The organism is Acinetobacter cumulans (genome assembly GCF_003024525.3).
Lineage (GTDB): Bacteria > Pseudomonadota > Gammaproteobacteria > Pseudomonadales > Moraxellaceae > Acinetobacter > Acinetobacter cumulans.
On the sequence record NZ_CP035934.2, the window covers coordinates 767116 to 782129 of the forward strand.

Here is a 15014-nt window from a genome sequence, read left to right on the forward strand (position 1 = left end):
AAAGGTAATTAGGAGGGAAACATGCTCTACCAAATGAATGTGGCACATCATCATTATGTTTTTGCTGATTTAAAAACCTTAATGGCTAAGGCGACGCCAGAACGTTCGGGCGATCAGTTGGCGGGTATAGCTGCAGTGGATGCCACAGAGCGAGTGGCTGCACAAATGTGTTTAGCCGATGTGCCATTAAAGCAGTTTTTAAATGAGGCGTTGGTCGATTATGACCGTGATGAAGTGACACGTTTAATTATGGATGAGCATGATGCTGTCGCGTTTTATCCTATTTCACATTTTACTGTTGGGGATTTTCGCGATTGGTTATTAAGTGCAGATGCCACAACAGAAAAACTACAGGCGCTACAACACGGGTTGACTCCTGAGATGGTGGCAGCGGTCAGTAAGATCATGCGTAATCAAGATCTTATTTTGGTTGCCAAAAAATGCCGAGTGATCACAAAATTTCGTAATACGATCGGTTTAGAAGGACATTTATCGACGCGCTTACAACCCAATCACCCCACAGATGATGTATTGGGGATTTCTGCCAGTATTTTAGATGGGCTGATGTATGGCAATGGCGATGCCGTTATTGGCATTAACCCAGCAACAGATAATGTGCAGAACCTGTCAGAGCTACTCAAGCTGATGGATTATATTATCCAAGAATATGACATTCCGACCCAGTCTTGCGTACTCACGCATGTAAGCTCAGGCATACAGCTGGCGAACCAAAATGTACCTGTGGATTTAATGTTTCAGTCCATTGCAGGGACGCAAAGTGCCAATACAGGCTTTGGTATTGATCTTGCCATGTTACAAGAAGGTTATGAGGCGGCACTGAGCCTGAAACGTGGCACCGTTGGGCAGAACGTAATGTATTTTGAAACTGGGCAAGGCAGTGCCTTATCAAGCAACAACCATTTTGGGGTGGATCAACAAACTTTAGAAGCACGTGCTTATGCCGTGGCAAGAAAGTACAAACCCTTTTTGGTTAATACTGTGGTGGGCTTTATAGGGCCTGAGTATTTGTACAATGGTAAACAGATTATACGTGCAGGCTTAGAAGACCATTTTTGCGGAAAATTACTGGGTGTGCCGATGGGCTGTGATATTTGTTATACCAACCATGCCGATGCTGATCAAGATGATATGGATGTGTTGCTGACTTTACTGGCCAATGCAGGCCTTAATTTTATGATGGGTATTCCTGGTTCAGATGATGTAATGCTGAATTATCAAACCACATCATTTCATGATGCTTTATACATTCGACAGCTGTTGGGCTTAGAGCCCGCACCAGAATTTGCAGTCTGGTTAGAGCAACAAGGTATATTGAAGCAACAAGCACAGCAATTGCATTGGCCAAGCCAAATGCCCGATCAATTTGCACGACTGTTGCGCTCTTAAAGGGAGTTGAAGCGAATGAAATTATCAGCAGATCTTCAGTTTCAAACACGTGTTGAGGCCAACGCGTGGGAACGCCTAAAACAGTTTACTGATGCACGTATTGCATTAGGACGTGTGGGAGGGAGTTTACCTACACAGCCTTCTTTAGCATTTCAGTTGGCACATGCCCAAGCAAAGGATGCTGTGTTAAAACCCCTAGATATAGAGGGGTTACGATTGCAACTCACTGTGGTGAATAATGAGGTTTTGCAAGTCGAAAGCTGCGCACAGGATAAAGATCTTTACCTAAAACGGCCTGATTTAGGGCGGGAACTATCAGAGGCTTCACGTCAGTTACTCAAAGATTATGTGCAGTCAAACCCCAATACTTATGATGTGGTGATTGTGGCGGGAGATGGTCTGTCTGCACGAGCCATAGAAGATAACGCGCCGTATTTTATGCAGCAGTTTTATGCAAGTTGTCAGCAGGCGCAATGGCGTGTAGCACCTTTTGTCATTGCGACTGGCAGTCGTGTTGCATTGGGCGATGAAATTGCCGAAATTTTACAAGCAGATATGTTGGTCATGTTAATTGGAGAACGGCCAGGGCTGAGTTCACCTGACAGCATGGGGATTTACTATACTTGGCAAGCACGGCGTGGCTGTCATGATGCGATGCGTAATTGTATTTCTAATGTGCGCCCTGCAGGTTTATCTACACAGCTTGCCATACAGCGCTTATTGGGGCTGATGAACAAATCTAAACAACTGGGCTTATCGGGTGTGCACTTAAAAGATGAACATGAAATGACCATAGATACACAAGATACAACACGCCCTAAACGCTTATTTTAATGTTCAGATAAAGTATCACCTTGAGTCTATTCGACTAGGCTCGACGGATACATTTATGCTTTACAGGTTTTCACTAGATGTTAATGCATTTATACAGTGTGTAGTGTTTGGCTTGTTAAAATAAAAGAGTCAAAGGACACAAGGTGTAAAGATTATGATGCATGATTTTAAAAAACCACCTTTTAGTTTGAGTCGAGCAGACATACAACATAAAGAAAAATTGCCTGTCTATATTTTGATGTTAGTGGGATTTTTCTTACTTGCTTTATTATTGTATATGTTTGCTGGGATGAAACCCTAGCTAAAAAGCGTTCGATCCTCAGTATGTTTTCAATATTTAAAATGTTGAAATTAAATATTAAATAAACCATTTGATTCAGTTTGCTTAAGCTTTATTACTTGAATTAGGTGAGAAGCAATCAAAAAGTATAGGTTTCTACAGTGAAGTTGAGCATCTGTGTTTAAGGTGGATTACAACGTGATCCACTTCAATAAAACCTGATCACTCATGTTATGAGTATATGATTTAAGTCTCTAATATACATAATTTTTAAATCCAAGACCCAGCCCATGTGCTGGGTCTTTTGCAATGCTCTGTGCTCTTTTGTTGTAGTTATGCATTTAACTATTGTTTAGAAAGTGAACAAATCTTAATGTTTAAAGGTTATATAAAAAGATAACTGTGTCACAGATATAAAGACCTCGTACAACAAGTATTAAAGCGTGTTACGACATGATTTTTAGCAATAAAGAGGGCCAAACAAAATGAATCAATATCTTAATCGCCCAAATGGGCAGTTCGATGCAATGTATTACTGGGATCAGTTCCATCCAATTTTAAGTGCAGTGGCTATTTTATTAATTGGTTGGATTGTTGCTTTATTGGTTGCAGGGGCAATTAAAAAGCTTTTGCAAAAAATTGGCACCAATGACAAATTGTCCAATGCAACAGGTCATCGCTCAAATATCGAAAGTATTGTGTCTCGGATTGTATTTTGGATTATCTTGGTAATTGCTGTCATTGGTGCATTAAATGTGCTGAATTTGAACAGTATTAGTGGTCCATTTAGTAATATGATTCAGCAGTTCCTGCTTTTTGTTCCTCAGCTTTTAGCGGCATTGGCTGTTGGATTTATTGGCTGGATTGTGGCCAATTTGGTCAAAGTCAGTTCTCAAAAACTATTAGATAAAACACAACTGGATGAAAAACTTAGCTCCGATGTTGGTGTGAGCCCACTGAGTGAAAATATCAGTAATATCGTATACTGGCTGATTTTATTGCTATTTTTACCGATTGTGCTGTCGATTTTAGGTCTGAATGGCTTGCTGTATCCTGTGCAAAACATGGTGAATGAAGCCGTTTCATATTTACCAAATCTGTTTATTGCCGGCGTGATTATCTTCGTAGGTTACATCTTGGCAAAAATTGTGCGTGGAATTGTCGAAGGTCTGGTCAGCAGTTTGAGCATACAACAACAAGCTGAAAAACTGGGCTTGTTTAAAAATGGCAATGTTGCACGGTTACTGGGCTCATTTGTATTTGCCATTATTATCTTCACTGCATTAATTGTGGCATTTGAAGCTTTAGGCATTGATGCGATTTCGCAACCAGCGACTGCAATGTTGCACGAAGTGATGTATGCCATTCCCAATATTATTGCCGCAGGCCTAATTTTAATTTTGGCTTATGTCGTATCACGTTTGGTGGCACGTTTAGTTTCTGAAGTTCTAGCGGGTACAGGTGTAGATAACGTACCAGCAAAAGTGGACTTACAGCGCTTTTTAGGAAGCACGAAACTATCTGATATTGTAGGTTATCTGATTGTATTCTTTACCATGCTGTTTGCAGTATCCGAAGCGGCTAACCGTTTGGGCTTTGCACAAATCAGTGACTTAATTGCCATGTTTATTCACTTTGGTGCCAATATCTTGCTCGGTGCTGTAATCTTAGTGATTGGTTTTTGGCTGGCAAATGTTGTGGCAAATGTCGTACAACGTGGGGAGTACAATAGTTCGCGCTGGTTAGCTAATCTAGTCCGTGTATTGATTATGGGCTTGGTTGTCGCGATGGGTCTACGTGCGATGGGCATTGCAGATTCGATTGTGAATTTGGCTTTTGGCCTAACATTGGGCGCCGTTGCCGTTGCATTTGCTTTGGCCTTTGGTTTAGGCGGTCGTCAACCTGCAGAGCGCTTATTGTCTGATTTGTTAGATAAAGCGAAAAAAGAAGCTGAAAAGCCGACGGATGTGAAAGCGCAATTAGTCGCACCACAAAAGCCAATTATTACGCCACCTCCAACGGATACACCTGAATGACCTAAAATAACCTGTACAAACAGACTGAAAATAACCACTTTAGAGTGGTTATTTTCATGAACTCAAGTTAAATTTATATACGAAAAAAGGTAAAAAAATGTCTAAGAAAGCCCCGAATAAATTTTTTGCGCCTATTGTGATTGCTGGCATTACTATTGGTTTTCTTGCTAGTGCATATCAATTTATATTTGCACAAAAAAAGCGCAATGAAAAACAACAGCCAATGGTAGATCAGATTGAAAATGAACAAGAAGTTCAAAAATGATGGTTGAAATTTAATCTTATTTTGATATTTTAGTAAATGAATTGAAGCATAAATAATAAAACATAGGCCGTGGTTTTCATCGGATTGAAACAGGCATGAATTATGCTTTCAATTATATAAACGGAGTTAAAATAATGGGGGTATTCCAAATGATGCATAAAGTATTTAATTTCATCACGTCAAACACAGTTGCAACACCAAGTCATATTCAACATGCTGTGGCTAAAATGGATCGTACGATTGATCGTATGGGCAACAGTCAACATGTACAATTGTTTAAAACGGATTACTTAGAATAAGTACTCGCAATATTTAAAATGCATATATAAAAAGAGGCTGTTGATATCAACAGCCTCTTTTTTATTCTAAGCTTGAAATGAGCTGAGCATTAAACATACTCTGAGGCTGCATGTGCTGATGACCATGCCCATTGGAAATTAAAGCCACCCAAGTGACCAGTAACATCTAAAATTTCACCAACAAAATACAGACCTTTTTGTTTTTTACTTTCCATGGTTTTGGATGAAACTTCAGTGGTATCTACACCACCTAGTGTTACCTCTGCAGTGCGGTAGCCCTCAGTTCCTGATGGTTTTACCTCAAATGCAGATAAGCGCTGTGCGATTTGTTCTAGCTTATCATCACTGATATTGCCAATTGCCGTGTCTGCTTGTTCTAACCAAATTAAGTTTTGTAATTCAGTCACCACGCTTTTAGGTAAATGCTCAACCAATAAAGTACGCAGTAGAACTTTGGCTTGGTTTTGCTTTTTCGACTTTAAAAAATCAAGTAAATCTAGGCTAGGTAAAAAATCGATTTTAAAGCTTTGACCTGCATCCCAATAATTTGACAGTTGTAGCGAGCTTGGTCCACTCAAACCGCGATGGGTAAAGAGCAGGGCTTCAGTAAAGCTATTTAAATCGTTAGACAACGTTGCTTCAACGGCATTACCACTTAAGCGCGTGGTGACTTCTTTAAAGCTGTCCGAAAACATAAACGGAACCAAGCCTGCGCGTGTAGGATAAACATGATGACCAAATTGCTTGGCAATATCATAACCAATACCTGAACCGCCGAGGGTAGGAATAGACAAACCACCAGAGGCCACTACCACAGATTCGACTTCAAAGTAGCCCAGTGAAGTTGCAACTTGGAAGCCCTGTGATTCTAAAGCGTTGACTGCTTTTACTTCACAGTTGGTTTTAATGTCGACCAAGCCTGTTTTTTCGCATTCTGCCAATAGCATTGCCAAAATTTCTTTAGCGCCATTTAAGGTAAAAAGCTGGCCATGTTTGCGCTCTTCATATTCGATGCCGTATTCGCACACCATGCCAATGAAGTCCCAATTGGTATAACGCGTTAAAGCAGAAATCACAAAATGTGGATTGTGTGAAATAAAGTTTTCAGGCTCGACATACAGGTTGGTAAAGTTACATTTACCACCGCCCGACATGAGAATTTTTTTGCCGACTTTATTGGCTTTTTCGACCACCACCACTTTACGGCCACGTTGAGCTGCCATATATGCTGTCATTAAACCCGATGCACCTGCACCTAAAACTAAAACATCATAGTGATTTGAAGACATGGCAAACTCAATGGAACAGAAAAGCACAGCATTATAGACAATTTTAGGCAGAAGCCGAATGTTGTTTAGCGTTTTAAGGGCAGATTCAAATGGCTGCAATGCAACATGCTAAAGCAGAAGGTGGCTAAGTGATTTAAATTTAGTAGATATTGGACAGTCCAAGACCATCGGATCTATCTAGAAAATTTTGAATCGCAAATTTTGCATTGCATGGCAGGATAGAAGGATCGCCTTATTAAGGTGCCACAGATGTCTTGCCTGAATCTGTTTTGATTTTTCCCTGTAAGCCACCTGTATGGAGCGCAAGAACCCGTTGCTCAGGGCTAATTTCGCCTTGCAAAATCATGTGCTCTATACCCAGCATCATTTTCGCTGTATAGACCTGTTCTAAAGGAATGTCGTGCATGGCTTCAAAGTCTTGCATAAATTGCAAGAGTTCAGGCGTAGTTTTGGCATAACCACCACAGCAGTAGGTGTCGATAATCTTCCAATTTCGTTTATGGGTAAGTTGGGCGACATCATCATTTAAAAACAGGCCTTTTAAGGCTGAAAAGCCCAAAATCTGCTGCTGTGGAAGGCTGGCTTCAATGAGCCCTGTCATCGTGCCACCTGTACCCACAGCACAGCAGATCAGGTCAAACTGTTGATCTCTTGGTTTTAATATCTCTGTGCAGCCCCGAATGGCCAAATCATTTGTGCCTCCTTCGGGGATGATATAACAGTCTGGAAATTGTTGTTGTAGCTGTGCCAAATAGTTTGGGTTTTGTTTACGTCGATAGTCTTCACGACTGACAAAATGTAATTGCATACCAAACTGTGTAGCACTCGCTAAGGTAGGATTAAGCGCTTTGGTTTTAAGCTCTTCCCCCCGAATGATGCCAATACTTTGGAAGCCAAATTGCTGGGCAGCATAGCTCGTGGCTGCAATATGGTTGGAATAGGCGCCACCAAAGGTCAAAATTTTGCGATAGCCTTGCTGCTGTGCTTCTAGAAAATTGTATTTGAGTTTAAAAAACTTATTGCCTGAGATTTGTGGATGTACCAAATCTAATCGTCTTAAGCTGACTTGTACGCCATGCAAATTCAGCACTTGATCTTGGATGGTATGGGCAATGGCATCAAACATAGCAAAGGTGGACTGAACAAAAATCATGACTATTGTAATAGATTCTGTGTAGTCCGACGATTGCTAACATCGGTACGCACCTCTTAATGAGTGCCTTCAGATGCGGTGTCGACAGAGGTGACAACCGACATACCTGGGCGTAAACGGGCGAAGTCTGTTTGATTGGGATCAATTTCAATACGCACCGCAATCCGTTTGACCACCTTGGTAAAATTGCCCGTGGTATTGTCAGGTTTTAGTACGCTAAATTCAGAACCTGTTGCCGGTGAAATGCGTGAGACTTTGCCTGTGAATTGTTGATGATTCAGTGCATCGACGCTAAACCAAGCCTTTTGACCAATTTTCATGTGCGCAATTTGTGTTTCTTTAAAGTTAGCCGTAACCCAGCGCTGCTCAGGAATGAGATACATCAACTGTGTGCCTGCAGCAACATATTGGCCAACACGTGGGCTGACTTCACCGAGCTGACCATCCATTGGGGCAGAAATGATGCTGTAGTCTTTGGTGGTCACGGCTTGATCAAACTGCGCTTGAGCACTGCTCACTTGGGCTTTTAAACCTGTTTGCGCAACTTGTGCCGTTTTTAGGGCTTCTTCTGCAACCAATACATTGGCTTCAGCTTGATGCAGTAGCGCCAGGTTATTTTTGACATCGGCATTGGCTTTGTCTTGTTCTGTTTTAGAGGTGGCACCTGAGTCACCTAATTGTTGATAGCGTTTTAATTGGTTGAGTGACAGCATATAGCTGGCTTCAGCCTGATCTGCTTTGGCTTGTGCGGCGATAATATCCGCCTTACGTTGTTGAATGGCTTGGCTTTGATTGGCCAAACTATTTTCGGCCTGATCAATGCCTGATTGTGCTTGAGTGACTTTTTGATTATAGGTTGTGGCATCAATATGCATTAAAGGTTGGCCCTTTTTGACCACTTCAAAGTCAGTGACTAATACATCTTTCACATAACCATTAATCTGTGAAGAGAGCACTGTGGTTTTACCTTTGACATAGCTATTTTCAGTCGATTCGATACTGCTATGAAAAGGTCCAAGCTTCCATGCCCATAAAATTAAGCTAATCCCGACTAACAATACAAAAAACATCAGCACCAACACACGTTTATCGGTTGGTATTAATTTACTACTGGGTGTAGCCACAGGTGCAGGTGTGGTCGTTGGAGTAGGTGTAGTCGGCTTTTCTTGTTCTGACATGAAAATTCTCTATATGCGCTAAATTTCAATCTGTATCGTGATGTTTTAATGAGGGTACGTATTTGCTCTGTCTTAGCTGGTATTGTTTTGCACATGTTTAAGGGCACGATAATTACGGTAACGGTTGATGCCAATCGCGTATAGCCCCCAAAAAAACAGCATCACTGCAAAAATTTGATTGAGAAAAATGACATCATTATAAGCACGTACTTGGGCTTCCTTGGTGACCGCTTGATTAAGCGTACGTAAGGCTTGATTTTGCTGTAATTGCGGGTCAAGGGTGTAAATATGTGCACTACGATTATAAGTTTCTAGCCGTTGTTCAACTTGTGGGCTGGTGAGGGGTAAATCATTCATAATTTCCGCTTGATAATGCTGTGTACGCATTTGCTGATAGCTAGAATAAAATGACGATCCAACCAAGCCACCAAAAGTTTGACTGGCAGAAAACAAAACAATAAAGGTCACCATGTGGCTAGGGCCTTTTTGCAAAGCACTAATAATGCCTGTGAGCAATAAGGGACCAATAAACATGCCGCTGGCAAAACCGACCAAAAACTGACTACGGTAAAAATTTTCTGGACGGACATCTACGGTTAAATGATGGTCTAAAGCACTGGCAATTAGAATGAGCAATACAGCAGCCAATAAATGGAGCACCATTTTTTCACGAGAAAAGGTAAGGGCGCTAAATAAGGTACCCAATACAATGCCCGCCATAATGACGGCATAAAAAGTCACAAATTGGTCTGGGCCCATGCCCATCGTTTTTAAGAAATTAACAGCAGCATAGCTTTGTTCTGACATTAAAAAACGAATGGCAAATGCGCCAATAATAAAACGCACTGTAGCCGAGGTACTCAGCCAGCGCGTAATAATCAGAGGGTTAACGCGATAATGTTCATAGCACAAGCCGACACAGATCAGCACCAAGGCAGCGATGAGTAAATAGGCCAGCCATTCGGTATTTTGCCACCACAAAATAGGCCCTTGGGTTAGCACGACACATAAGCATGCAAAGCCAGTTGCCAAAAGCACAAAGGTAAAGATGTCTTGAAATTCAAAGACGGCAATACGTAGGCTACGTGGGAGTTTGAGCGAAACGACCATGGCCAAACAGCACAGTGCTAAGCCCAACTCGAAGGTATATAACAGCGCCCAATCATTTACATCGACCAAATAAGGCGACATGATCCATGCCAAAGGGATGCCCAATTGCTGAAAGCCAAGCGCTAAATACAGACCACGACCAAAATTGACTCGCGAAAAGGCCTGCATAATGTAATACATGCCTAATGAGCTAAGCGGGGCTGCCACCAAACCACTGACAATGCGTACAAATACTGCCATTTCAAAGGTATGAACAAACAAGTGTAAAATTAAAACTGCAATAAAGGCCACCAGACCAATTTCCGAAAATAGCCTTAGTCCGTATTGTTGGCGGGCTTTAAATAAAATCAGGTTTGAGCTGACATTGGCCATGACATAGGCTGCGGGAATCCATGCCACTTCAGAAGGTGTTAGGCCATATTCACCTTGGATTAGAGGTAAATTCGCGGTAATAAAACCATTACTTAAGCTGCCCGAAAGAGCAACAAAAAGCCCAATGCAGAAGTATAAATAGCGCTTATAAGTGGGGTGCGCAATGGCTGCGGGAGACCCAGGTAAAGTGGGTTTCTCTTCGGCAGTCCAATCGGGAGCAGGTTCTAAAAGACGTGGTGGCTGGCTCATAGTGAAGTGACCTAAGCACGTATACCATTGAGTAATAATTCAACTGCACGGGTGGCTAATTGTTCTTGTTCGGCATGGGTGTAGCCTTGTAGTGCAGAGCGAAGAATCGACGTTACCATGGCATAATCTTGGGGACTAAAGTCAGCACGACAAAGTCCATGTTGAATTGCTGTATCAATCAGCGGTTGTAAAATACTGTCACGACGTTGGTAAATTTGTACCATTGCTGGGTCATGGCGGTCGATGACACGCCAGTATTCCATTAGCGCGGTAAGATAAGGAATATTATGAATATGGTCGTAAATGAGCCGAATAAAGCCATCATGATATTGCGCATGCTGACGCGCTCGATACTCTAAACGATTGAGGGCTTGCTCCATCAATGCCAAGACCAACTCACGACGATCTGCAAAATTACGATAAAACGTTGCCCGTCCTACTTGAGCATCATCAATGATCAGTTGTAATGGAGCATTGATGCCATGCATACGAAAAATACGAATGGCTGCTGCCAAAAGCTCTTCACGGTTTTGGGTGGCGCGTTCTTGGCGTAAAGACATAATAAGTTCTAAAGTAAATGTATATTTATAGCGCTATTTAACGGACAAAAATGTCCGTTGTAAATATTCTAAATTGTTGCAAATTGTAAGAGTAAATCATGTGGCCACAGCGAAAGATCGGCTGTGTACTGCGTATAACCAGATGAAAATTTTTAAGGAACGTGTTGTTTAGCGAGTAATTTTTTATAAAACATAAATAAAATTATATATTTAAGGTAAATTATTTTATTGTATTCATTCAGCATGGGATTGGATTGTCGCGTGTAGTTCTCAGATGCTCTAAGTACATTGATCTCCTCAAAACAGCCTAAATATATACGATAAAAAGGGGATGCATCTTTGAATAATAATGCTATGCTGAAAATAACAACAATAATGATAGAGGGGATAACATGACAAAATTATCCGTGGCGATGTGCCAGAAATTCAGCACAGTCATACTGGTCGGCATAGTGATGAACCTCACTGCCTGCGAGTCCAAAGAGGATTTGAGTAAACCTCAAACTGAAGCGCGAACCATGATTATTGGCGGAGTTCCTGTCAATGAACGTGATTATAGAAGTCCAAAAGATGAACTCGCGTTAAATGAAGCAAGTGCACAAGATGATGATCGTTATTAAATAGATGTTCAAACACGACAAAGCAGAATAAGCAATTAAAAAAAGCCATACATCAACGTAGGGCTTTTTTTTATATGTGCCGTTTAATCCATCTACTGAAGGCTTAAAACTGATGAATGATTCGCTGTTTTTTTCATCTTCTAGTGATTTATACGGTCAATTTGCGTATGTAGCGAAATAAATAGTGAGAAATTCAGTGATGATCCCGCTAAAATTAGGACGAATTTTTTAGACGAGAAGTGCTGTGGAATCATTGTGGATTTTAGGTTCAATTGCTGCTGCTTTATTATTAGGAGCAATGAGCCCAGGGCCAACTTCGATCTATGTGGCTAAAAACTCAATTGCGATTTCACGTCAGCATGGCTTATTTACAGCACTTGGCACAGGACTAGGCGCTGCTATTTTTGCTTTATTGGCCGTGCTTGGTTTACAAGCCTTTTTATTGGCAGTGCCGTCTGCATATTTGGCCTTAAAAATTTGTGGTGGTTTATATTTGCTTTGGATGGCATTTAAAATTATTAAACATGCCAAAGAACCGATTGATGCAGGGCAAGATGTTACGGCACAAATGTCTTTGCGCAGAGCTTTTACCACGGGCTTAATTACCCAGCTGTCAAACCCTAAAATTGCTATTGTTTTGGCCAGTATTTTTACAGCACTTTTACCCAAAGAAATCCCAACCTATTTTTATTTTGTGTTGCCTCTGCTGTGCTTTTTTATTGATGCAGGTTGGTGCTCTTTGGTGGCAGTTGCGCTTTCTGCAGAAAAGCCACGCCGTATCTATCTGAAATTTAAAGCAGGCTTTGACCGCGCAGCTGGTGCGGTGATGACTGTACTTGGTTTAAAGCTAATTTTTGGTATGAAATAAGGCTATTTTTACTCTAAAAAATTGTCTGACAATTTATGCTGTGTGACCTCAAAACACATTTGTCAGGCCTTATTGGCTATGAACAAGTCTATATTTAGCCCGTAATTTGGAAGCATCTTATTCTCCCTAGAGCGATATATGCTTTCATTATTAAAAAGTAAACCGCAACAAAATACGCTCCGTCAGTTATTCAATTATCAGCTTGGGCAAGGCCTCACACCAATTTTAGGTGCTGTCCGTCCTGCACAGCAAGCAAGCCTCCCGCGTGACTTTAATTTTGATGCACATTTATTTCATGCTCAGTTTGGCAGTAGTCATTATGGCGTGATGATTCCTGACTTGCCTGAACCATATCGTTATCTTTCCTTTGCCTCGATTATTGCTGAGCCAGGTGCGCAGATCACGCAAGCCTCAGCCAAATTGTCGGCCTATTCGCCTACAGACACAGCGACGTTGGTACATAGCACAGCGCTTTCGACTCAAGCTGAAGCATTTCGAATGTATTCAGTTTCACAAGATTTAAAATTTCAGCAATCTCCATTTCGAGTTGATTTTGCTAAGGATGCATCACTTTATGAAGAGGCGGGCATTTACCGTTTGGTGTCGGCCTTAGATGATTTAAAAGTGGATTTAAGCTTAACGCCTACAACAGCGTTGACATGGTTTGCACATAGTCGTTGGTATCAACATTTTAGTTTGCTTATGCGCTATGACGGCACGATTAGCCAACAGCGACATAGCGTGGAAGTCAGTGGTTTATGCACCTTAGAACATTTTAAATCGGCATCGGTTTCGATGTTGCCCAAGGCTTTAGGCTTACAGGATATAAGTTTGCCTTTAACGTCGTTTTCTTATCAGGTGATTAACTTAAATGCCGAAGAACAGTTAGTCTTGGCCTTTGTCGGATTTGCTGGTCAGCCTGCGTATACTTCGGTGAATTACCGTCATATCGACGGAACTTCTATTCAATATGATCATGCGTATTTTGAAGTAATTGCATCTAAAACAGAGCCTATGATTACACCCGATGGCCATGCGATGGAAGTACCTCAGTCTTTCTGCTGGACGGCACATCATGAAGGTGTAAAAGTGTTGGATATTGTGGCGGTTATGGATACGCCTATGTGTTATGGCTTGGCGGCGGGGTATGTGAGTTCTTATCAGTGGACGGGAGAGTTCCAACAGTTAAAAGCGCAGGGGCGTGGCTATGTTGAGTTTATTGATCGGCGTTAAGATTGCCACTTATGACTCATCTGTATATATAAAATATTGCAAATCTGTATATTGATTTTTGGGCATTAAACTGAAATTTATTTTTTAATAAAGTTTTATAAATTAATATCTTACATATATTTCCAATTTGTTGCTATTGCCTTTATGATGGTGTGTATCTGTATAGCTTTGGATGATGGTATGAGCTTTTGGAGAAAGAAAAATAACGCAAGTTTTGTGTTTTTTATTCTGGTGACGTATTCACTGCTTGGCTTTGGTCTAGGTTATATTATTTGGGATGTAATTCTGAACTAAGTATGTTGTGTTGTTTTAAAGCCTCTAGTGATAGGGGCTTTTTATTGCTTCATACAACCGCATTTTTAAAAAACAAGAAGCGCAAATACAAACAAAAATTTAAATGACATATCCAATTTTATGGCTGTTTTGCTCAATGAAATAAATCAACACTCAGAAAAACAACAACATTTTAGGTAATGAACAGTACAGCTTAAGTCATCTGCAGAAATACAGAAATACTGTTATTTTTACGTAATATTGCTATGATCTATTCGCGTTTTATAAAAAAATCAGAGGGATATAATGTCATATAAGTTTTTAGCAAGCATAGTTTTCATGGGTTTAACATTAAGTGCATGTTCGACCACTGAAACATCAAGAACGCTTCAAGCACCACAAGTAACTGCAGCTACGGCAACGGTAAAATATACAGGTGTTAAAACACCAGTATCTATTGGTAAATTTGATAACCGTTCGAGCTATATGCGTGGTATCTTTTCAGACAATGTTGACCGTTTAGGTGGTCAAGCAAAAACGATTTTAGAAACGCATCTTCAGCAAACAGGTTATTTCTCTGTTTTAAACCGCGATAACTTATCTGAACTTCAGCAAGAATCAGGTTTTAGCAAATCAGCGCAATCAATTAAGGGGGCGCGATTTGTATTAACTGGTGACGTGTCTGAGTTTGGTCGTAAAGAAGTTGGTGATCACCAACTCTTTGGTGTGCTCGGTCGAGGGAAAACTCAAATTGCTTATGCAAAAGTTAACTTAAATGTCGTTGATGTAAAAACGGCTGAAATTGTGCACTCTGTACAAGGTGCAGGTGAGTATGCATTAAGTGAGAGAGAAGTCCTTGGCTTTGGTTCTACTGCATCTTATGACTCAACTTTAAATGGTAAAGTTTTAGATTTAGCCGTACGTGAAGCAGTGAATAATCTTGTGCTTGATTTACAGACTGGCAAGTGGTCTAACAAGTAATAGGATG

Annotated in this window: 14 protein-coding genes and 1 pseudogene; 10 read left to right on the forward strand and 5 right to left on the reverse strand. The window is 40.9% G+C overall.

Annotated elements, in window-relative coordinates; all coding sequences use genetic code 11:
* The first annotated feature begins 21 nt into the window (after positions 1–21).
* The 5 genes and pseudogenes from C9E88_RS03665 to C9E88_RS03680 all read left to right on the forward strand — a co-directional run bounded on the left by C9E88_RS03665 (position 22) and on the right by C9E88_RS03680 (position 5121).
* Complete coding sequence (locus tag C9E88_RS03665) at positions 22–1407, forward strand: ethanolamine ammonia-lyase subunit EutB (RefSeq protein WP_106985952.1); 1386 nt, start codon at positions 22–24, stop codon at positions 1405–1407.
* A gap of 15 nt (positions 1408–1422) precedes the next feature.
* Complete coding sequence (gene eutC / locus C9E88_RS03670; RefSeq protein ID WP_106985953.1) at positions 1423–2241, forward strand: ethanolamine ammonia-lyase subunit EutC; 819 nt, start codon at positions 1423–1425, stop codon at positions 2239–2241.
* 765 nt (positions 2242–3006) lie between these two features.
* Positions 3007–4548: pseudogene (locus C9E88_RS03675) on the forward strand (mechanosensitive ion channel); the annotation flags it as partial.
* 106 nt (positions 4549–4654) lie between these two features.
* Entirely contained in the window at positions 4655–4822 is a 168-nt protein-coding gene (locus C9E88_RS17580) for a hypothetical protein (RefSeq protein WP_167514207.1), read from the forward strand.
* Between the two features lie 149 nt (positions 4823–4971).
* Entirely contained in the window at positions 4972–5121 is a 150-nt protein-coding gene (locus C9E88_RS03680) for a hypothetical protein (protein WP_155687855.1), read from the forward strand.
* Between the two features lie 89 nt (positions 5122–5210).
* Here the strand turns inward: C9E88_RS03680 and C9E88_RS03685 are convergent, their stop codons facing one another.
* The 5 genes from C9E88_RS03685 to C9E88_RS03705 all read right to left on the reverse strand — a co-directional run bounded on the left by C9E88_RS03685 (position 5211) and on the right by C9E88_RS03705 (position 11032).
* On the reverse strand, positions 5211–6410 hold the full coding sequence (locus C9E88_RS03685; RefSeq protein ID WP_106985971.1) for a BaiN/RdsA family NAD(P)/FAD-dependent oxidoreductase: 1200 nt from the start codon (positions 6408–6410) through the stop codon (positions 5211–5213).
* Between the two features lie 235 nt (positions 6411–6645).
* Positions 6646–7536: a 1-aminocyclopropane-1-carboxylate deaminase/D-cysteine desulfhydrase gene (locus tag C9E88_RS03690; RefSeq protein WP_106985972.1), complete on the reverse strand. Its 891-nt coding sequence runs from the start codon at positions 7534–7536 to the stop codon at positions 6646–6648.
* 83 nt (positions 7537–7619) lie between these two features.
* Positions 7620–8741 carry an HlyD family secretion protein gene (locus C9E88_RS03695; protein WP_106985955.1) on the reverse strand — a complete coding sequence of 374 codons (1122 nt, stop codon included), beginning with the start codon at positions 8739–8741 and terminating at the stop codon, positions 7620–7622.
* Between the two features lie 72 nt (positions 8742–8813).
* Positions 8814–10472 (reverse strand): MFS transporter, encoded by a 1659-nt coding sequence (locus C9E88_RS03700; protein ID WP_106985956.1) that lies wholly within the window; start codon positions 10470–10472, stop codon positions 8814–8816.
* An 11-nt stretch (positions 10473–10483) separates the two neighbouring features.
* Positions 10484–11032 (reverse strand): TetR/AcrR family transcriptional regulator, encoded by a 549-nt coding sequence (locus C9E88_RS03705; protein ID WP_106985957.1) that lies wholly within the window; start codon positions 11030–11032, stop codon positions 10484–10486.
* Positions 11033–11424: 392 nt separating this feature from the next.
* On the opposite strand from C9E88_RS03705, the gene C9E88_RS03710 reads away from it, so the two are divergent.
* From C9E88_RS03710 to C9E88_RS03725, 5 genes are all read left to right on the forward strand, one after another.
* On the forward strand, positions 11425–11652 hold the full coding sequence (locus C9E88_RS03710) for an NF038215 family lipoprotein (protein ID WP_227865858.1): 228 nt from the start codon (positions 11425–11427) through the stop codon (positions 11650–11652).
* Positions 11653–11896: 244 nt separating this feature from the next.
* Positions 11897–12520, forward strand: a complete 624-nt coding sequence (locus tag C9E88_RS03715) for a LysE family translocator (RefSeq protein ID WP_106985958.1) — start codon at positions 11897–11899, stop codon at positions 12518–12520.
* A 138-nt stretch (positions 12521–12658) separates the two neighbouring features.
* Positions 12659–13753 (forward strand): DUF6670 family protein, encoded by a 1095-nt coding sequence (locus C9E88_RS03720; protein ID WP_106985959.1) that lies wholly within the window; start codon positions 12659–12661, stop codon positions 13751–13753.
* A 180-nt stretch (positions 13754–13933) separates the two neighbouring features.
* Entirely contained in the window at positions 13934–14047 is a 114-nt protein-coding gene (locus tag C9E88_RS17965; protein ID WP_372658793.1) for a hypothetical protein, read from the forward strand.
* Positions 14048–14332: 285 nt separating this feature from the next.
* On the forward strand, positions 14333–15007 hold the full coding sequence (locus C9E88_RS03725; protein WP_171356280.1) for a CsgG/HfaB family protein: 675 nt from the start codon (positions 14333–14335) through the stop codon (positions 15005–15007).
* Positions 15008–15014: the final 7 nt, after the last annotated feature.

Coding starts and splice junctions, on each gene's coding strand:
- C9E88_RS03680 (WP_155687855.1), top strand. CDS start 4,972: ATGATGCATAAAGTATTTAATTTCATCACGTCAAACACAGTTGCAACA.
- C9E88_RS03725 (WP_171356280.1), top strand. CDS start 14,333: ATGTCATATAAGTTTTTAGCAAGCATAGTTTTCATGGGTTTAACATTA.
- C9E88_RS17965 (WP_372658793.1), top strand. CDS start 13,934: ATGAGCTTTTGGAGAAAGAAAAATAACGCAAGTTTTGTGTTTTTTATT.
- eutC (WP_106985953.1), top strand. CDS start 1,423: ATGAAATTATCAGCAGATCTTCAGTTTCAAACACGTGTTGAGGCCAAC.
- C9E88_RS03720 (WP_106985959.1), top strand. CDS start 12,659: ATGCTTTCATTATTAAAAAGTAAACCGCAACAAAATACGCTCCGTCAG.
- C9E88_RS03665 (WP_106985952.1), top strand. CDS start 22: ATGCTCTACCAAATGAATGTGGCACATCATCATTATGTTTTTGCTGAT.
- C9E88_RS03705 (WP_106985957.1), bottom strand. CDS start 11,032: ATGTCTTTACGCCAAGAACGCGCCACCCAAAACCGTGAAGAGCTTTTG.
- C9E88_RS03695 (WP_106985955.1), bottom strand. CDS start 8,741: ATGTCAGAACAAGAAAAGCCGACTACACCTACTCCAACGACCACACCT.
- C9E88_RS03685 (WP_106985971.1), bottom strand. CDS start 6,410: ATGTCTTCAAATCACTATGATGTTTTAGTTTTAGGTGCAGGTGCATCG.
- C9E88_RS03690 (WP_106985972.1), bottom strand. CDS start 7,536: ATGTTTGATGCCATTGCCCATACCATCCAAGATCAAGTGCTGAATTTG.
- C9E88_RS03700 (WP_106985956.1), bottom strand. CDS start 10,472: ATGAGCCAGCCACCACGTCTTTTAGAACCTGCTCCCGATTGGACTGCC.
- C9E88_RS17580 (WP_167514207.1), top strand. CDS start 4,655: ATGTCTAAGAAAGCCCCGAATAAATTTTTTGCGCCTATTGTGATTGCT.
- C9E88_RS03710 (WP_227865858.1), top strand. CDS start 11,425: ATGACAAAATTATCCGTGGCGATGTGCCAGAAATTCAGCACAGTCATA.